General features: G+C 73.0%; 15 protein-coding genes. 13 read left to right on the top strand and 2 right to left on the bottom strand.

The genetic code is table 11. The annotated features are described in order from the left end of the window. Nucleotides 1-36 precede the first annotated feature (36 nt). From AB0C02_RS04055 to AB0C02_RS04035, 5 genes are all read left to right on the top strand, one after another. Nucleotides 37-486 (top strand): NUDIX domain-containing protein, encoded by a 450-nt coding sequence (locus tag AB0C02_RS04055; protein ID WP_357540836.1) that lies wholly within the window; start codon nt 37-39, stop codon nt 484-486. Further along, the gene (locus AB0C02_RS04050; protein WP_357540834.1) at nt 483-1,295 is read left to right on the top strand and encodes a hypothetical protein; all 813 of its coding nucleotides are present in this window, start codon (nt 483-485) and stop codon (nt 1,293-1,295) included. Before AB0C02_RS04055 ends, AB0C02_RS04050 begins: the two co-directional genes overlap by 4 nt. A 79-nt stretch (nt 1,296-1,374) precedes the next feature. Beyond that, complete coding sequence (locus AB0C02_RS04045; protein ID WP_357540832.1) at nt 1,375-2,106, top strand: phosphocholine cytidylyltransferase family protein; 732 nt, start codon at nt 1,375-1,377, stop codon at nt 2,104-2,106. Beyond that, complete coding sequence (locus tag AB0C02_RS04040) at nt 2,094-3,161, top strand: iron-containing alcohol dehydrogenase family protein (protein ID WP_357540830.1); 1,068 nt, start codon at nt 2,094-2,096, stop codon at nt 3,159-3,161. Before AB0C02_RS04045 ends, AB0C02_RS04040 begins: the two co-directional genes overlap by 13 nt. Beyond that, nucleotides 3,136-3,861, top strand: coding sequence for a CDP-alcohol phosphatidyltransferase family protein (locus tag AB0C02_RS04035; protein WP_357540828.1), 726 nt, complete (start codon nt 3,136-3,138; stop codon nt 3,859-3,861). The genes AB0C02_RS04040 and AB0C02_RS04035 overlap by 26 nt, the downstream gene beginning before the upstream one ends. A 152-nt stretch (nt 3,862-4,013) precedes the next feature. Here the strand turns inward: AB0C02_RS04035 and AB0C02_RS04030 are convergent, their stop codons facing one another. Further along, nucleotides 4,014-5,354 (bottom strand): glycosyltransferase, encoded by a 1,341-nt coding sequence (locus AB0C02_RS04030; protein ID WP_357540826.1) that lies wholly within the window; start codon nt 5,352-5,354, stop codon nt 4,014-4,016. A gap of 24 nt (nt 5,355-5,378) precedes the next feature. Here AB0C02_RS04030 and AB0C02_RS04025 point away from each other — a divergent pair, with 24 nt between their 5' ends. The 4 genes from AB0C02_RS04025 to AB0C02_RS04010 all read left to right on the top strand — a co-directional run bounded on the left by AB0C02_RS04025 (nt 5,379) and on the right by AB0C02_RS04010 (nt 10,070). After that, complete coding sequence (locus tag AB0C02_RS04025; RefSeq protein ID WP_357540824.1) at nt 5,379-6,239, top strand: DNA-formamidopyrimidine glycosylase family protein; 861 nt, start codon at nt 5,379-5,381, stop codon at nt 6,237-6,239. Between the two features lie 325 nt (nt 6,240-6,564). Then, nucleotides 6,565-8,067 carry a sugar transferase gene (locus tag AB0C02_RS04020; RefSeq protein WP_357540822.1) on the top strand — a complete coding sequence of 501 codons (1,503 nt, stop codon included), beginning with the start codon at nt 6,565-6,567 and terminating at the stop codon, nt 8,065-8,067. A 21-nt stretch (nt 8,068-8,088) separates the two neighbouring features. Further along, the gene (locus AB0C02_RS04015; protein ID WP_357540821.1) at nt 8,089-9,306 is read left to right on the top strand and encodes a histidine kinase; all 1,218 of its coding nucleotides are present in this window, start codon (nt 8,089-8,091) and stop codon (nt 9,304-9,306) included. Beyond that, nucleotides 9,303-10,070 (top strand): LytTR family DNA-binding domain-containing protein, encoded by a 768-nt coding sequence (locus AB0C02_RS04010; RefSeq protein ID WP_357540819.1) that lies wholly within the window; start codon nt 9,303-9,305, stop codon nt 10,068-10,070. Before AB0C02_RS04015 ends, AB0C02_RS04010 begins: the two co-directional genes overlap by 4 nt. Nucleotides 10,071-10,157: 87 nt before the next feature. Here AB0C02_RS04010 and AB0C02_RS04005 read toward each other — a convergent pair whose 3' ends face one another. Next, nucleotides 10,158-10,607, bottom strand: a complete 450-nt coding sequence (locus AB0C02_RS04005) for a hypothetical protein (protein WP_357540817.1) — start codon at nt 10,605-10,607, stop codon at nt 10,158-10,160. A gap of 245 nt (nt 10,608-10,852) precedes the next feature. Between AB0C02_RS04005 and AB0C02_RS04000 the strand changes: the two genes are divergently transcribed. The 4 genes from AB0C02_RS04000 to AB0C02_RS03985 are packed head-to-tail and all read left to right on the top strand — an operon-like array spanning nt 10,853 to nt 15,442. Continuing rightward, entirely contained in the window at nt 10,853-11,320 is a 468-nt protein-coding gene (locus AB0C02_RS04000; RefSeq protein WP_357540815.1) for a hypothetical protein, read from the top strand. Nucleotide 11,321: 1 nt separating this feature from the next. After that, nucleotides 11,322-12,962, top strand: a complete 1,641-nt coding sequence (locus AB0C02_RS03995) for a cation acetate symporter (protein WP_357540813.1) — start codon at nt 11,322-11,324, stop codon at nt 12,960-12,962. Between the two features lie 33 nt (nt 12,963-12,995). After that, nucleotides 12,996-13,760: an ABC transporter ATP-binding protein gene (locus tag AB0C02_RS03990; protein ID WP_357540811.1), complete on the top strand. Its 765-nt coding sequence runs from the start codon at nt 12,996-12,998 to the stop codon at nt 13,758-13,760. Beyond that, entirely contained in the window at nt 13,745-15,442 is a 1,698-nt protein-coding gene (locus AB0C02_RS03985) for an ABC transporter permease (RefSeq protein WP_357540809.1), read from the top strand. Before AB0C02_RS03990 ends, AB0C02_RS03985 begins: the two co-directional genes overlap by 16 nt. The last annotated feature ends 62 nt before the right edge of the window (nt 15,443-15,504 follow it).

The raw sequence follows: 15,504 nt of genomic DNA, 5'->3' as shown, positions 1-15,504 counted from the left end.
TCGCCACGGGCGGCTCCGGCTCGCTACTGTCGTGGCGTGCCCACCGAGCCCCTCCGCTGCGCCGGCGCGCTGATCGTCGGCGACGACGGCCGCCTCTTCTTCCAGCGCCGGTCCCCCGAGCGGCGCCTCTTCCCGAACTGCTGGGACATCGTCGGCGGCCACCTCGAACCGGGCGAGGGGGTGGCGGACGCGCTGCGTCGTGAGGTCACCGAGGAGACCGGCTGGACCGTCTCGGAGGTGCTCGGGCAGGTCGGCGAATACCGCTACACCGGCGACGACGGGCTGGCCCGGGTGGAGACCGACTTCCTGGTCCGGGTGGACGGCGACCTCGCCCGACCTCGGCTCGAGGTGGGCAAGCACACTGAGTTCCGCTGGCTCGGCGAGGAGGACGTGGTGGTGCTGGACGAGCACCGCCACGTCAACGACGGGCTGATCCGGCGAATCGCCGAGGACGCCTTCGCCGCCCTGCGTTCGATCGGTCGGTGAGCGACTCGACCGTGCCGGGTCGCGGCGCGGCGGCCGACGCACCGAGCCGGAATGCCGACGGCGTCGAGCTGCCGCCGTACCGGCTCGCCGGGCTGGTCGCCCCCGCGGTCGACCGAGCCTTCGCCGCCGGCATGCTGGCCGGCCGCGACGGCTGCGCCGAGCTGAGTTCGCGGTACGGCGGTCCCGCCGCCACCGGCTTCCTGGTGGACCTCCGGACCCGGCTCGCCACGCCGGGCGGGACGGTGAGCGGTCCGGCCTTCGCCGCGGTGACCCGCTACCGCGACCCGGTCGCCTGCCAGCGCGCCCTGGACAAGCAGGTCGCGTACGGGATGCTCCAGCGCCTGCCCGACGGCGGCTGCTGCGCCACCGATCGCGGGCTCGCCTTCCTGGCCGAGCTCTGGCAGTTGCACGCCACGGTGACGGCGGAACTCTGGGCCGGGCACGACGACCGGGTGGGTCGGCTGGTGACGACGCTCGGCCGGGTGCTGGCGTACGCCCTGCTGCTGGCCGAGTCGGACGAGCCCGGCGCGTTCGCCGCGATGGCCCCGCCGCATGAGCCGGAGGGCAGCCCGGCCGGGGTGGTGCTGCTGAACCGGCTGGGCACGCTGCGCTACCACCGGACGGACGCGCATGCGGCGGCGTGGACGGCCGCGGGACACACCGCGACCAGCGTCACTCGGCTGCCGCCCGGGCCGGAGCGGCTGGCGATCGAGCAGGAGACCGATCGCCGGGCCGCCGACCCGTACGCGGTGCTGACCGCCGAGGAGCGGCTGGCGATGTTGGCGGACCTCGCCGCCCTGCCCGGCTGACCGAAGGTGGGCGGCGGCCGGCTGGCCGCTCGGCGCTATCCTCCACCGGATGGAGCCGAGTCGAACAAAGGATGCCCGCATGATCGGTATGGTGCTCGCCGCCGGTGCCGGACGGCGGCTGCGTCCGTACACCGACACCCTGCCCAAGGCGCTGGTGCCCGTGGACGGGGAGACCACCATCCTCGACATCGCGCTGCGTAACCTCGCCGAGGTCGGGCTGACCGAGATCGTCATCGTGGTCGGCTACGCCGCCGACGCGGTCCGGGAACGCCAGACGGCGCTGGAGCAGAAGTACGGCGTCAAGATCACCCTGGTGCACAACGACCGGGCCGAGGAGTGGAACAACGCGTACTCGCTCTGGCTGGCCCGGGAGTACTTCTCCCGGGGGGTGCTGCTGGTCAACGGCGACACCGTGCACCCGGTGAGCGTGGAGAAGACCCTGCTGGCCGAGCGCGGCCCGGGCATCCTGCTTGCCATCGACAACATCAAGCCGCTGGCCGAGGAGGAGATGAAGACCATCTTCGACGCCGCCGGCCAGCTCACCCGGATCACCAAGCTGATGGACCCGGGCGAGGCGTACGGGGAGTACATCGGCGCGACGCTGATCGAGCCGCAGGTGGCCGACGCGCTCGCCGACGCCCTGGAGACGACCTGGCGGCGCGACCCGAACCTCTACTACGAGGACGGCTACCAGGAGTTCGCCGACCGTGGCGGCGAGGTGCGGGCGGCGCCGATCGGCGACGTCTCCTGGGTCGAGGTCGACAACCAAGCCGACCTGGCCCGGGCCCGGGAGATCGCGTGCCGCTACTAGCCCGGACGATCCTCACCCCGCTGTACATCGACGTACGGCGGGGTGCGGTGGCCGACCTCGCCACGATCCTGGTTGACGGGCGGATCTCCGCCGGCGGTGACGTGGCCGTGGTGGTCGGTCCGGGGCAGGGTGGGCAGATCGCCGAGCTGATCCGCCCGTCGCTGCGCTCGGCGGACGTGTTCACCGTCGCCGGGGGCTCCCTGGACGCCGCCGACGACCTCGGCGCGAAGCTGCGCAACCGGTCGTACGACGCGGTGGTCGGCATCGGCGGCGGCAAGACCATCGACGTGGCGAAGTACGCGGCCACCCGGCGCGGCCTGCCCCTGGTCACCGTGGCCACCGCCCTGGCCAACGACGGCATCGCGTCCCCGGTGGCCAGCCTGGTCAACGATGGGATCAAGGGCTCGTACGGGGTGCACATCCCGATCGCGGTGATCGTCGACCTGGACTTCGTGGAGGCCGGGCCGGAACGGCACAACCGGGCCGGCATCGGCGACGTGCTGAGCAACATCAGCGCGCTGGCCGACTGGGAGCTGGCCCGGCAGGTACGCGGCGAGCCGGTCGACGGGCTGGCCGCCTCGCTGGCCCGGATGGGCGCCGAGGCGGTGCTCGCCCACCGGGGCGACATGGGCGACGACGCGTTCGTCACCGTGCTGGCCGAGGCGCTGATCTCCACCGGCCTGGCGATGGCGGCGTGCGGCACCAGCCGCCCGGCCAGCGGCGGCTGCCACGAGATCATGCACGCGATCGACGCGCTCTACCCGGACACCGCCTCGCACGGCGAGCTGGCCGGGCTGGGCGCGCTCTTCTGCACCTTCCTGCGCGGCGACGAGCGGCGGTTCGCCGAGCTGTCGGCCTGCCTGGCGCGGCACGGGCTGCCCCGCCTCCCGGCCGACGTGGGGCTCACCGACGAGCAGTTCGTCGAGGCGGTGCAGTTCGCGCCGGCCACCCGGCCGGACCGCTACACCATCCTCGAACACCTCGCGATGTCGCCTACCGAGACGCGGGAGCGGCTGGCAGACTACGCCGATGCATTCCGCGACGACCTTGGCTGAGCCGTCCCGCCCCACCGTCGCCGACTTCCACCGGGTCAACCGGGGCGGCGGCCTGTTCAGCGAGGCGATCAGTCAGTGGATCGGGGCGGTCTTCGCACTGGTCGCCCAGCGCCTCGGGCTGCGCCCCACCGCGCTGACCCTCACCAATCTGGTGCTCGGGTTGGCCGCCTCGGTCACCGTGGTCGCGCTCGCCGGCCCGGTGGCCGCCGGCACCGTCCCGGCCTGGGTCGTCGGGCTGGTCGCGCTGGTCGGCTGGCAGCTCGCGTACGCCTTGGACTGCGCGGACGGGCAGCTCGCCCGGGTCACCGGTCAGGGCAGTGCAGCGGGTGCCCGGATCGACATCCTCTGCGACGTGGCCGCCCAGATCGCCCTGGTCACCGCCCTCGGGGCAACGGCCGTGGCGCAGCGCCCGTCGACGCCGACCTGGCTGGTGGCGATCTTCGCCGGCACCTGGATGGTCAACCTGGTCACCTCGGTGATGCAGTCCGGCCCGAACGCGGCCAGCATGGTCACCTCGTCCTCGCTCCCCGTACGCCTGGTGAAGCTGGTCCGGGACTACGGCGCAGTGATCTTCCTGGCCGGCCTGGTGCTGACGGTCGCCCCGGCGCTGACGATCTGGGTGATCGTCGCGTTCAGCATCGTCAACGGCGGCTTCCTGCTCGCCAGCATCGCCTTCTCCGCCCGCGCCTCCCTCCGCTGACCCACCCCGCGCCCCCGCGCCCCGGCGAGGCGGCATGTTCGGGGAAGTTGCTGCCTGCGGCCGTCTGGAGGCAGCAACTTCCCCGAAGTTGCCGCGCACGGCTGGCGGGCCGGCCCGGCGCGCCGCGCCGGGCCGCGGAGGCGGAGGTGAGGTCAGCGGGCGGCGGCGGTCCGGGAGACGTCGGCGTAGATATCGATGAGGCGCTTGGTGACCACGTCCGGGTGGAAGGTGCGCTCGTAGCGGGTCCGGGCTGCCGCGGTGAGCTGCGCCGCGCCGGCCCGGGCCACGGGCAGGGCGGCTGCCAGCGCGGCCGGTTCCGGGGCGACCACCCAGCCCGCCTCGCCCGACTCAATGCCGGCCGGTATCGCCGGCCTCCCGGCATCGGCGGATGCCGACGCCACGCGAGCCGGCCCGGAACCGGGGTGCTCCGCCACCGTCCCGGCCGGCCCCGGCGCGGCGAATGCCGAGGCCACCTCGGCCGGGCCGGTGCCTGCGGGCTCCCGCGGGGTGTCCGCGCCGACCAGGTACGGGATGCCGCCGAGCGCGGTGCCGAGCACCGGCCGACCGCTGGCCAGCGCCTCGATGATCACGGTCGGCAGTACGTCGTGCCAGGTGGAGGTCGCCAGCACCACGGCGCTGTCGGCCAGCGCGGCGCGTACCCCGGCCCGGTCGAGCGGGCCTAGGAAGGTGAGGTCGGCACGCTCGGCGGCGGCCGCCTCGACCAGCGGACGCAGTTCACCGTCGCCGGCGATCCGCAGCGGGCCGAGCGCGCCGTCCGGGTGCCGCCGCCACGCCTCCAGCAGCAGGTCCAGCCCCTTCTCGGGGCTGAGCCGGCCGAGGAAGAGAAAACCCTCGCCCAGCGGCGCGGGCGTACCCGGGTCGGGAATCGCATTGGGCTTGACCACGATCCGCTCGGCGGGGATGCCGTAGTCCCGGAGGTGGTCGGCGACCGCGGTGGTGAGCGCGATGAACCGGTCCACCGACCGCCAGGTCGGCCGGTGCACGGCGAGTGTGGTCGCCATCAGCGCGCTCTGCACCCGGGAGCCCCGGTAGCAGCTGTGCACGATCGCCGGCACGCCCAGCGCCCGGCCCCGGCAGTCCTGGCAGATCACGCCGTCGCGGAAGTAGAGACCGGAGGAGCAGACCTGCCGGTAGTTGTGCACCGTCTGCACCACCGGCACGCCGCGCTTGTGCGCGGTCCGCACCACCCAGGGCGACAGCAGGGGGTACGGGTTGTGCAGGTGCAGCACGTCGGGGCGGTGCTCGACGAGCAGGCGGTCCAGGTCGTGCTGGGCCTTCGGCGCCCAGATCGGCGAGATCGGCAGCAGCGCCTTGGCCGGCTTGGACATTGACGGGATCTCGTCGGAGCTGCGGATGAACGGCAGCACCTCCACCCCGGCCGCGGTGAGCTGGGCGATCTCCGCGTCGACGATCGTGTTTTCGCCGGAGGGCTGGGCTTCCCGGTACCGGTTGTGCGCCACCACGATTCTCACGGCAAAGAAGGCTACCTTTATTGGATGCCCGAATTACCGGAGGTCGAAGCGCTCGCCGGCTACCTGCGCGAGCGGGCGGTGGGCCGCTGCGTCGAGCGCGTCGAGGTCGCCGCGATCAGCGCCCTGAAGACGTACGACCCGCCGCCGAGCGCGGTGTCGGGGCGGGCGGTGGTCGGCGCGGGCCGGCACGGAAAGTTCCTGGACGTCCGCTTCGAGGGCGGGCTGCACCTGGTGGTCCACCTGGCCCGGGCGGGCTGGCTGCACTACCGGGAGGCGTTCTCGTCGGCCGTCCCGCTGCGCCCCGGCAAGGGCCTGGTCGCGCTTCGGGTACGCCTCGACGACGGCTCCGGCTTCGACCTGACCGAGGCGGGCACGCAGAAGAAGCTGGCCGCCTACCTGGTGACCGATCCGGCGCAGGTGCCCGGGGTGGCGAAGCTGGGCCCGGACGCGCTCGACGCCGACCTGCCCACCTTCGCCGAGCGGGTGCGCAGCCGGCGGGGGCAGGTCAAGGGGGTGCTGACCGACCAGGCGGTGCTGGCCGGGGTCGGCAACGCGTACTCGGACGAGATCCTGCACGCGGCGCGGCTGTCCCCGTTCGCGATCACCGACCGGCTCACCGACGACCAGCTCGCCGAGCTGCACGGCGCGACCCGGGCGGTGCTCGGCGACGCGGTACGCCGCTCGCTGGGGCAACGGGCCGCGGAGCTGAAGGGCGAGAAGCGCTCCGGCCTCAAGGTGCACGCCCGGACCGGGCTGCCGTGTCCGGTCTGCGGGGACACGGTGCGGGAGGTGTCGTTCGCCGACTCCAGCCTCCAGTACTGCCCCACCTGTCAGACCGGCGGCAAGCCGCTGGCTGACCGACGGTTGTCCCGCCTCGTACGGTGAGTAATCGCACTCGGTCGACTACTGAGCGGAATCGCCCGGGGATCGCCAAACGTCCCGCTCGCACCTCTACCCGGGCCGCGATCCATCGGTATAGTGGCCCGGTCCCCGGCTTCACAACCGATACGGAGCCGGCCAGATCCCCGCGTGACCAACTGGACGGCTTCCTTTCCGGCGGCCCGTTCCGGCCGGGTCCGCGTGGGAGACTGGGACGGTGGGCGACCCGGGTCCTCACGGCGAGTGAGGGCACGTGTCATGCGGGAGGACATGGGTTGAGGTGACGACAAGCCTCCAGCGCCCGGTAACCAACACAGGCCGGAGCGAAAGCGTGCGGCACGTCGACAGCTTCGAGATCCAGCCGCCGACTCAGCCGTCGCACAACGGCGTACCGCGGTCGGCGTGGGCCCGTGCCCGCCGCCGGGTGTCCCGCTGGCACCGCCCCTACATCGCGATCCTGCTGCTGCTCGACTTCGCCGCCGTGGTGCTGGCCGACTGGATCGCCCAGGACGCCTTCGGTCAGGCCCGAGCCGGCTTCGGCAACGCCACCTGGTTCTACACGGTGGCCTTCCTGTTGCTGCCGCTCGGCTGGCTGATCATTCTCTGGGGCAACCGCGCCTACGACCGGCGCTACCTCGGGCTCGGCCCGGATGAGTTCAAGCGGGTCATCCGCGGGGGGATCGCCGTCGCCGCGACGGTCTCGTTCATCGCCTTCGCCACCAAGACCGGTGGCCTCTCACGTTGGTCGGTGGGTTTCGCCCTGCTTGGGGCGCTGGTCCTGATCCTGCTCGGCCGGCTGCTCGCCCGCTTCACGCTGCACCTGGTCCGGCGTCGGGCCGGTCAGGCCGGGCACCGGATGGTGCTCATCGGCACCCTGCCGGAGTGCCTGGAGGTCTACACCGCGGTCACCCGTAACCCCGGCGCCGGCCTGGTGCCGGTCGCCATCCACCTCACCGACGGGTACGCCGCCGCGCGCGGCATGGAGACCCCGGTGCCGGTCTACGCCGGCCGGGACGTGCTCGCCCTGGTGCGGGAGGTCGGCGGGGACACCATCGCCGTCTGCGGCTCGGCCAGCGCCGAGCCGGGCGAACTGCGCCGGCTGGCCTGGCAGTTGGAGGGCTCCGGCGTCGACCTGGTGGTCGCACCTCAGCTCACCGACATCGCCGGTCCCCGGGTGCACATCCGCCCGATCGAGGGTCTGCCGCTGCTGCACGTCGAGGAGCCGACCCTGTCGGGCCCGGCGCTGCTGATCAAGAACCTGATGGACCGGGTGGCCGCCGGGCTGGGCCTGGTGCTGCTGATCCCGCTCTTCGTCGCGGTCGCGATCGCCATCCGGATCTCCGACCCCGGGCCGGTGTTCTTCCGGCAGCCCCGGGTCGGGCACGAGGGGCGGACCTTCCGGGTCTGGAAGTTCCGCACCATGTACGTGGACGCCGAAGAGCGGCTGGCCGGCCTGGTCGACCAGAACGAGACCGACGGCATGCTGTTCAAGATCAAGGAAGACCCGCGGGTGTTCCCGGTCGGTCGCTTCCTGCGCGCCTCCTCGCTCGACGAGCTGCCCCAGCTGATCAACGTGCTCTGGGGCGAGATGTCGCTGGTCGGGCCGCGTCCGCTCCCCGCCGACGACGGTGACTTCCTCGGCGACGTCCGCCGCCGGCTGCTGGTCCGGCCGGGCATCACCGGGCTCTGGCAGGTCTCCGGCCGCTCCGACCTTTCCTGGGACGAGGCGGTCCGACTCGACCTCTACTACGTCGACAACTGGTCCCTGGCGTACGACCTGAGCATCCTGTGGCGGACCGTCGGGGTGGTGCTCGTCCGCAAGGGCGCGTACTAGCGCTCCGGTCAGGATCGCTGCGTGGGTGGCAACCTCTCCGCCGTTTTCGGCGTCGTGTCGCTGGCCACCGCGCTCGCCGCGGCGCTCTGGGCGGTGCTGCGGCTGCGGGCACGGCGGGGCATCGCCACGGCCACCCAGCGGGCCACGTACGAGGTGCTGCACACCGCCGGGTTGGCGGCCGAGCCGCTGCGGGCCGGGCTGAATCGGGCGGGCGCGGCAAAGGCCGTACGCCATCTGCGGGCCCTGGTCGGCGCGGCCGGCCTGGCCCTGACCGACCGGGAGGCCCTGCTCGCCCTCGACGGTCGCGGCGCGCACCACGGTGACCAGTTGCTCGCGGCGGCCCGGCGGGTGGTCGGCACCGGCCGGTCGACGGTGCTGCGCGACTCGGAGCTGCGCTGCGATCTGGTGGACTGCCCGGTGCGGGGTGCCGTGCTGGCGCCGCTGAGCGCGGACGGCCGGGTGGTCGGGGCGCTGGTGGCGGTCGCCGACGAGCAGCCGGCCCCCGGGCTGGTGCAGGCGACCCTGGAGACCGCGCACTGGGCCGGCGACCAGCTCGCCCTGGCCGAGCTGGACTCGTCCCGGGAGCGCCTGGCCCGGGCGGAGGTACGCGCCCTGCGCGCCCAGATCAGCCCGCACTTCATCTACAACGCGCTGACCGCGATCGGTTCATTCGTACGGACCGACCCGGAGCGGGCCCGGGAGCTGATCCTGGAGTTCGCCGAGTTCACCCGCTACTCGTTCCGGGCGCACGGCGAGTTCACCACCCTCGCCGAGGAGCTGCGCTCGATCGACCGGTACCTGACCATCGAACGGGCCCGGTTCGGCGAGCGGCTCCAGGTGCGGCTGCAGATCGCCCCCGAGGTGCTGCCGGTGACCCTGCCGTTCCTCTGCCTCCAGCCGCTGGTGGAGAACGCGGTCCGGCACGGGTTGTCCCGCAAGCCGGGCACCGGCATGGTGAGCATCGAGGCCCGGGACGCGGGCGCGGAGTGCCACATCACGGTGGAGGACGACGGAGTGGGCATGGATCCGACGACGCTGGCCGCCGGCATCGCCGAGCTGGCCGGCAGCGACCCGACCGCCGACCCGGGCCAGCACGTCGGCCTCTCGAACGTCGACGAGCGGCTCCGGTCGGCCTTCGGGGACCGGTTCGGTCTGGTCGTCGAGACCGGCCTGGGCTCCGGTACGAAGGTGAGCATGCGGGTGCCGAAGTTCCACCCGGGCGTACGGGCGGGGTCGTGACCGTGCACGGCACCGGCTTCCTCCGGGTGCTGGCTGTGGACGACGAGCCGCCGGCGCTGGACGAGCTGGCGTACCACCTGCGGGCCGACCCCCGGGTGGCCCGGCTGCACACGGCGGGCGACGCGACCGAGGCGCTGCGGGTGCTCCGCGACGGCGACGTGGACGTGGTCTTCCTCGACATCCGGATGCCCGGGCTGGACGGCATGGAGCTGGCCCGGGTGCTGCGGCGGTTCGCCCGGCCGCCCGCGATCGTCTTCGTCACCGCCTACGACGACGGCGCGGCGGACGCCTTCGACCTGGGTGCGACCGACTACGTGCGCAAGCCGGTACGCGCCGAGCGGCTGGCCGAGTCGCTGCGTCGGGTGATCGGTGCCCGGGTGGTGCCCTCGCACCCGGCGGCCCTGGCCCGCGCCGAGGAGGATCCGACGATCCCGATCGAGCTGGCCGGCACGACCCGGCTGCTGCCCCGCTCGGCGGTGCGCTGGGTGGAGGCGCAGGGCGACTACGCCCGGCTGCACACCGCAGACGCGTCGCACCTGGTCCGGGTCCCGCTGGCCACCCTCGCGGAGCGGTGGGCGGACGCGGGTTTCGTGCGGATCCACCGGTCGTACCTGGTGCAGCTGCGGCTGATCGGCGAGCTGCGACTGGTCAACTCCGGCTATGTGGTGGTGGTCGACGGGACGGAGCTGCCGGTGAGCCGCCGGCACACCCGGGAGCTGAAGGACAAGCTGGTCCGGGCGGCGAAGCAGGACTGGAACCGCTGAGCCCGCCCCCGCCCGGCCGGGCCGGCACGCTGTGTGACAACGCGGGAGGCGCCACCGCCGGCGCCGCCGGCCCGCCGAGCCGCCTGGTCAGGCCCGGGTGAATTCCATGACCCAGTTGGACTCCCAGGTCTGTCCGCCGTCGGGGGAGAACTCCTGCTCCCATCGCGCCGAGGTGGGTGTGATGTCTGACCAGATGAAGTGTGCCTTGATCGGCTTGCCGTCGTGCGTGTCGTCGCCGTAGAAGTCGCCGCGGCCGTCGGTGAAGGTGCCGAGGACCGGCGGGAAGAGCAGGCCGGTGCGGCTGTTCGCCCAGTAGATTGACCATTCCTTTCGCTCGGTGTCGAACAGGCGCAGGGTGAAGCCGCGGCTGCCGAGCGTCGGGAAGGTGATCTCCTCGGTGTTGCCGGCGCCGTTGAAGATCGGCTGGCAGGTTGTGGTGCCGGGGAAGGACTCCCAGTCGTCGCTGTCGGCGAACAGCGTCTTGAGCCGGCGGTTGACCACGTTCCACGAGCCGATGAAGAAGTCGAAGTCGTTCATGCCAACGATCGTGGCGGACCACCCCTGACATCTTCTGTCAGTGGTCTGCCGCACAACTGGCCGCGGAACTCGGTGTCACCGCCCTCTGCTCGGAGTTCCGGTTATCCACAGGAGTGAGGCGTTCTCCACAGGTTGTTCACAACGCATGCCACCGTTCTCCACGACCGGTCCCTACCGCCGGACGGCATGGAGGAAGGCCGCCGCGTGCCCTTGACATTCACGGTTATCAGGCAAGACTGCCGGGGATGACCGAAGCGGACGAGCGGGACGTTCCGGGGCGGACCGCCGAGTCCGCTCCGGTGCCGGCCCCGCGCGCGGCCGACCCGGCCCCGCGCGCCGCGCAGCCCCGCCGGCGGGCCCGGATCGTGCTGGCCGAGGTGTCCCGTTCGGGCAGCCGGGCCGATCGCACCCGGTCGGAGCTGGCCCAGCAGACCCGGGTCGGCGAGGCACTGGTCCGTGGGCTGGTCCGCGCCCAGCTCGCGCTGGCGCTGCGGCTGAGCCTGCTGGTGCTGGTCGGGCTGGGCGGCCTGCCCTGGCTCTTTGCCATCGCCCCCGCGCTCGGACGCACCACGGTGCTCGGCGTCAACCTGCCCTGGCTGCTCCTCGGGGTGGCCGCCTTCCCGTTCCTGATCGCGGTCGGCTGGGCGTACGTGCGGCTGGCGGAACGGAACGAGCAGGACTTCACCGACCTGGTTCAGCGGCCGGAGCGCTGAGATGGGCAACGGGTACGTCGTCCCGGCGATCGTGGCGGTCACCCTGGTCACTGTCGGGATCGGCTTCTACGGGCTGCGCCTGGCCCGGACCACCTCCGATTTCCTGGTCGCCTCCCGGGCGGTCAGCCCGACCTGGAACGCCGCGGCGATCGGCGGGGAGTACCTGTCGGCGGCGAGCTTCCTGGGCGTGGCCGGGCTGATCCTCAAGTACGGCGTGGACGTGCTCTGGTACCCGGTCGGTTTCGCCGCCGGATATCTGGCCCTGCTGCTCTTCGTGGCCGCCCCGCTGCGCCGCTCCGGGGCGTTCACCCTGCCGGACTTCTGCGAGGTGCGGCTCGGCTCACGGCGGCTACGAAAGCTGGCCACCGTCTTCGTGATCTTCATCGGCTGGCTCTATCTGGTGCCGCAGTTGCAGGGGGCGGGGCTGACCCTGTCGACGGTGGCCGGCTCGGCGTACCCGGTGGGTGCGCTGTTGGTCGCCGCGGTGGTGACCGTGAACGTGGCGCTGGGCGGGATGCGGGCCATCACCTTCGTCCAGGCGTTCCAGTACTGGCTGAAGTTGACCGCACTGGCCGTACCCGCGATCTTTCTGGCGTTGCAGTGGCAGGCCGACGCCCGCCCGGCGGTGACCCCGCCCGACGGGCCGGCGTTCCGGGCCGCGACCACCGTCGTGGTCGAACACCGCGCGACCCTCACCTTCCCCGACGGCGACGTCCGGCAGGTACGCCCCGGCGACCGTCTCGACTTCGCCGCCGGCGACCCGGTGCCGGAGGTCTCCGGCACGGCCATCGACGCGACGGACTGGCTGCTGCCGGCCGCCGCCGGGGAGGACGACCGGGGGCTGTTCCGCACGTATTCCCTGATCCTGGCCACCTTCCTCGGCACCATGGGCCTGCCGCACGTGCTGGTGCGCTTCTACACCAACCCCGACGGCGCCGCCGCCCGCCGCACCACGCTTGTGGTGCTCGCTCTGGTCGGCCTCTTCTATCTGCTGCCGACCATCTACGGCGTGTTGGGCCGGATCTACACCCCGCAACTGTTGGTCACCGGCCACACCGACGCCGTGGTGGTGCTGCTGCCCGAGGCGGCGCTCGGCGGCGGTACGGCCGCGCGGCTGCTCGCCGCGCTGGTCGCCGCCGGGGCGTTCGCCGCGTTCCTCTCCACCTCCTCCGGGCTGCTCACCAGCGTGGCCGGGGTGATCTCCACGGACGTGCTGGGCCGTGGCTCGGTACGCGGCTTCCAACTGGCCACGGTGATCGCCGGCGGGGTGCCGGCGGTGCTCGCGCTGAACGTGTCCGGGCTGGACGTCTCCGAGGTGGTCGGGCTCGCCTTCGCGGTGGCCGCGTCGAGTTTCTGCCCGCTGCTGGTGCTGGGCATCTGGTGGCGTGGGCTTACCGACCTGGGCGCCGCCGCCGGGGTGCTGGTCGGCGGCGGTGCCGCGATCGGTGCGGTGCTGGTCACGGTGCTGGGCCCGCCGCTCACCGGCTGGCCGGCCACGCTGACCGCCCAGCCGGCCGCGTGGACGGTGCCGCTGGCGTTCAGCGTGATGGTGACGGTCTCGATGGCCACCCGGCGTCGGCTACCCCGCGGCGTCGGCACCACGATGCTCCGCCTCCACGCCCCCGAAACGCTCCGCTTGTAAGGAGAGGTCGCCCCGGCGAGATACGGTCGGCTCATGACCCATGAGCATCCCGCGCTGTCTCTCCATGGCCTGGCCAAGCGGTTCGACACCAAGATCGCTGTCGCCGGGGTCGACCTGGACGTGCCGACCGGGTCGTTCTACGGGCTGCTCGGCCCGAACGGGGCCGGCAAGACCACCACCCTCTCCATGGCCGTCGGCCTGCTGCGGCCCGACGCCGGCCAGGCCCGGGTGCTCGGGTACGACGTCTGGGGCGACCCGGTCCACGCCAAGAGCCTGCTCGGCGTGATGCCGGACGGCGTACGGCTCTTCGACCGGCTCAGCGGGGCGGAGTTGCTGGCGTACCACGGTCTGCTGCGCGGCATGGACCCGGCGGTGGTCGACCAGCGCGCGGCGGAGTTGCTGGACGTGCTGGCGCTGACCGACGCCGGCCGTACCCTCGTCGTCGACTACTCGGCGGGCATGAAGAAGAAGATCGGCCTGGCCTGTGCGCTGCTGCACGGCCCCCGGCTGCTGGTGCTCGACGAGCCGTTCGAGGCGGTCGACCCGGTCTCGGCGGCGCTGATCCGCGACATCCTGCACCGCTACGTCGTCGGCGGCGGCACGGTCGTCTTCTCCAGCCACGTCATGGAGGTGGTCGAGCGGCTCTGCTCGCACGTGGCGATCCTCGCCGAGGGGCGGATCAAGCGGGTCGGCACGCTCGACGAGGTGCGCGGCGCCCGGTCCCTGGAGGAGGTCTTCGTCGAGGTGGTCGGCGGGCGGACCGCGACCGGTCAGGAGCTGTCGTGGCTGTCCCGGTGACCGCGCCCGAGCGGCCGGCCCGACGGGTCAGCGCCCGGCACTTCGTCCGGCTCAAGCTGCGGGTGCTCGGCAACAACTTCCGCGGCCAGGGGTGGCGGATCGCGCTCTTCATAGTCGGCGTCGTGATCGGGCTCTGGGCCGCCACCGGCGGCTTCTTCGCCCTGGCCGCCCCCGGCCTGGCCGACGAGCCCCGGTACGCGCTCATGGTCGCGGCCTTCGGCGGGGGCCTGCTGGTGCTGGGCTGGCTGCTGCTGCCGCTGGTCTTCTTCGGCGTGGACGAGACCCTCGACCCGGCCCGGTTCGCGCTGCTCCCGCTCTCCCGCCGCACCCTGGTCACCGGCCTGTACGCCGCCGCTCTGGTCAGCGTCCCGGTGCTGGCGACGCTGATCGCGGTCGCCGGGCTGGTGGTGACCGCCGGCGCGCTGGGTGGCTGGGCGGCCGCGCTGGTCGCCGCCGTCGGGGCGGTCGCCGGGCTGCTGCTCTGCGTCGCCTCCGCCCGCGCGGTGACCAGCGCCTTCGCCACCATGCTCCGCTCCCGCCGGGTACGCGACCTGGCCGCCGTCCTGCTCGCGTCGCTCGCCGCGCTGCTCGGGCCGTTGCAGATCGTGGTGGTCGCCGCCGTCAGCCGGGCCGACTGGGACCGGCTGACCGGGGTGGCTCGCGTGGTCGGCTGGACCCCGTTCGGGGCACCGTGGACCGCAGGGATCGACGTGGCCGAGGGGCGTGCCTGGGCCGCCGTGCTCAAACTGCTGATCACCGTGCTGGCCATCGGGGCGCTGCTGTACTGGTGGTCGCGCTCGCTGGAGTCGGCGATGGTGGGTGCGGCCAACGCCGGCCCGGCGCGGAACCAACGCGGCACGGTCGGCACGGCGGTGGCCCAACTGTTCCCACGGGCCGTCGGCTGGGCGCGGCGGGACCGGTTCGGCGCGCTGGTGGCCCGGGAGTGCCGCTACTGGTGGCGGGACGCCCGCCGGCGGGCCAACCTGATCACCATCGCGGTGGTCGGCATCTTCGTACCGGTGATGGTCAACCTCGGTGGTGCCCGGTTCGCCGCCGGTGCCGGCGCCGAGGCGGGCTTCTCCGTCACGGGTGAGTCGTCGCCGGTGCTGGTCAGCCTGTCGATGATCTTCGTCGGGGTGCTCGCCACGGTCACCCTCGCCAACCAGTTCGGCTTCGACGGCAACGCGTACGCGGCGAACGTGGTGGCGGGCGTGCCGGGGCGGCTGGAGCTGCGCGCCCGGATGACCGCATTCTCGATCTACGTGGTGCCGCTGCTCGGCGTGGTCGCGATCGTCGTGGCCACCGTGCTGGGGCACCCCGGGTGGCTGGGGGCGATGGCCGGCGCGCTGCTCGCCGCGTACGGCACCGGGCTGGCGATCAACGGATTCGTCTCGGTGCTCGGCGGGTACGCGCTGCCCGAAACGAGCAACCCGTTCGCCATGAACACCGGTGCCGGAGTGGCGAAGAGCCTGTTCACCCTGGTTTCCATGATCGCCTCGGCGGTCGCCGCGGTGCCCATCCTGGTCGCTGCGGCGCTGCTGGGGGAGGTCTGGCTCTGGTTGGCCCTGCCGGTCGGCCTGGCGTACGGGCTGGGGGCCGCGCTGCTCGGCGCGTACCTGGCCGGCGACGCGCTGGACCGCCGCCAGCCGGAACTGCTGGCCGTCGTCACCCCGCGCCGCTGAACGAGTACCGGTCCTCGGCGGTCGCGTTCGGGCCGCCGGGGGCCGGTTGACGCACTGCGGCT

It is taken from the genome of Micromonospora sp. NPDC048999, from assembly GCF_040649295.1.
Lineage (GTDB): Bacteria > Actinomycetota > Actinomycetes > Mycobacteriales > Micromonosporaceae > Micromonospora.
The sequence above is the reverse complement of the archived record's forward strand: the minus strand, read 5'-3'. Positions and strand labels throughout refer to the sequence as shown.

Bases quoted from the DNA above. Each gene is read 5' to 3' on its own strand.
- AB0C02_RS04000 (WP_357540815.1), top strand. From the start codon at position 10,853: ATGACCGAAGCGGACGAGCGGGACGTTCCGGGGCGGACCGCCGAGTCC.
- AB0C02_RS04045 (WP_357540832.1), top strand. From the start codon at position 1,375: ATGATCGGTATGGTGCTCGCCGCCGGTGCCGGACGGCGGCTGCGTCCG.
- AB0C02_RS04025 (WP_357540824.1), top strand. From the start codon at position 5,379: ATGCCCGAATTACCGGAGGTCGAAGCGCTCGCCGGCTACCTGCGCGAG.
- AB0C02_RS03995 (WP_357540813.1), top strand. From the start codon at position 11,322: ATGGGCAACGGGTACGTCGTCCCGGCGATCGTGGCGGTCACCCTGGTC.
- AB0C02_RS04005 (WP_357540817.1), bottom strand. From the start codon at position 10,607: ATGAACGACTTCGACTTCTTCATCGGCTCGTGGAACGTGGTCAACCGC.
- AB0C02_RS04035 (WP_357540828.1), top strand. From the start codon at position 3,136: ATGCATTCCGCGACGACCTTGGCTGAGCCGTCCCGCCCCACCGTCGCC.
- AB0C02_RS03990 (WP_357540811.1), top strand. From the start codon at position 12,996: ATGACCCATGAGCATCCCGCGCTGTCTCTCCATGGCCTGGCCAAGCGG.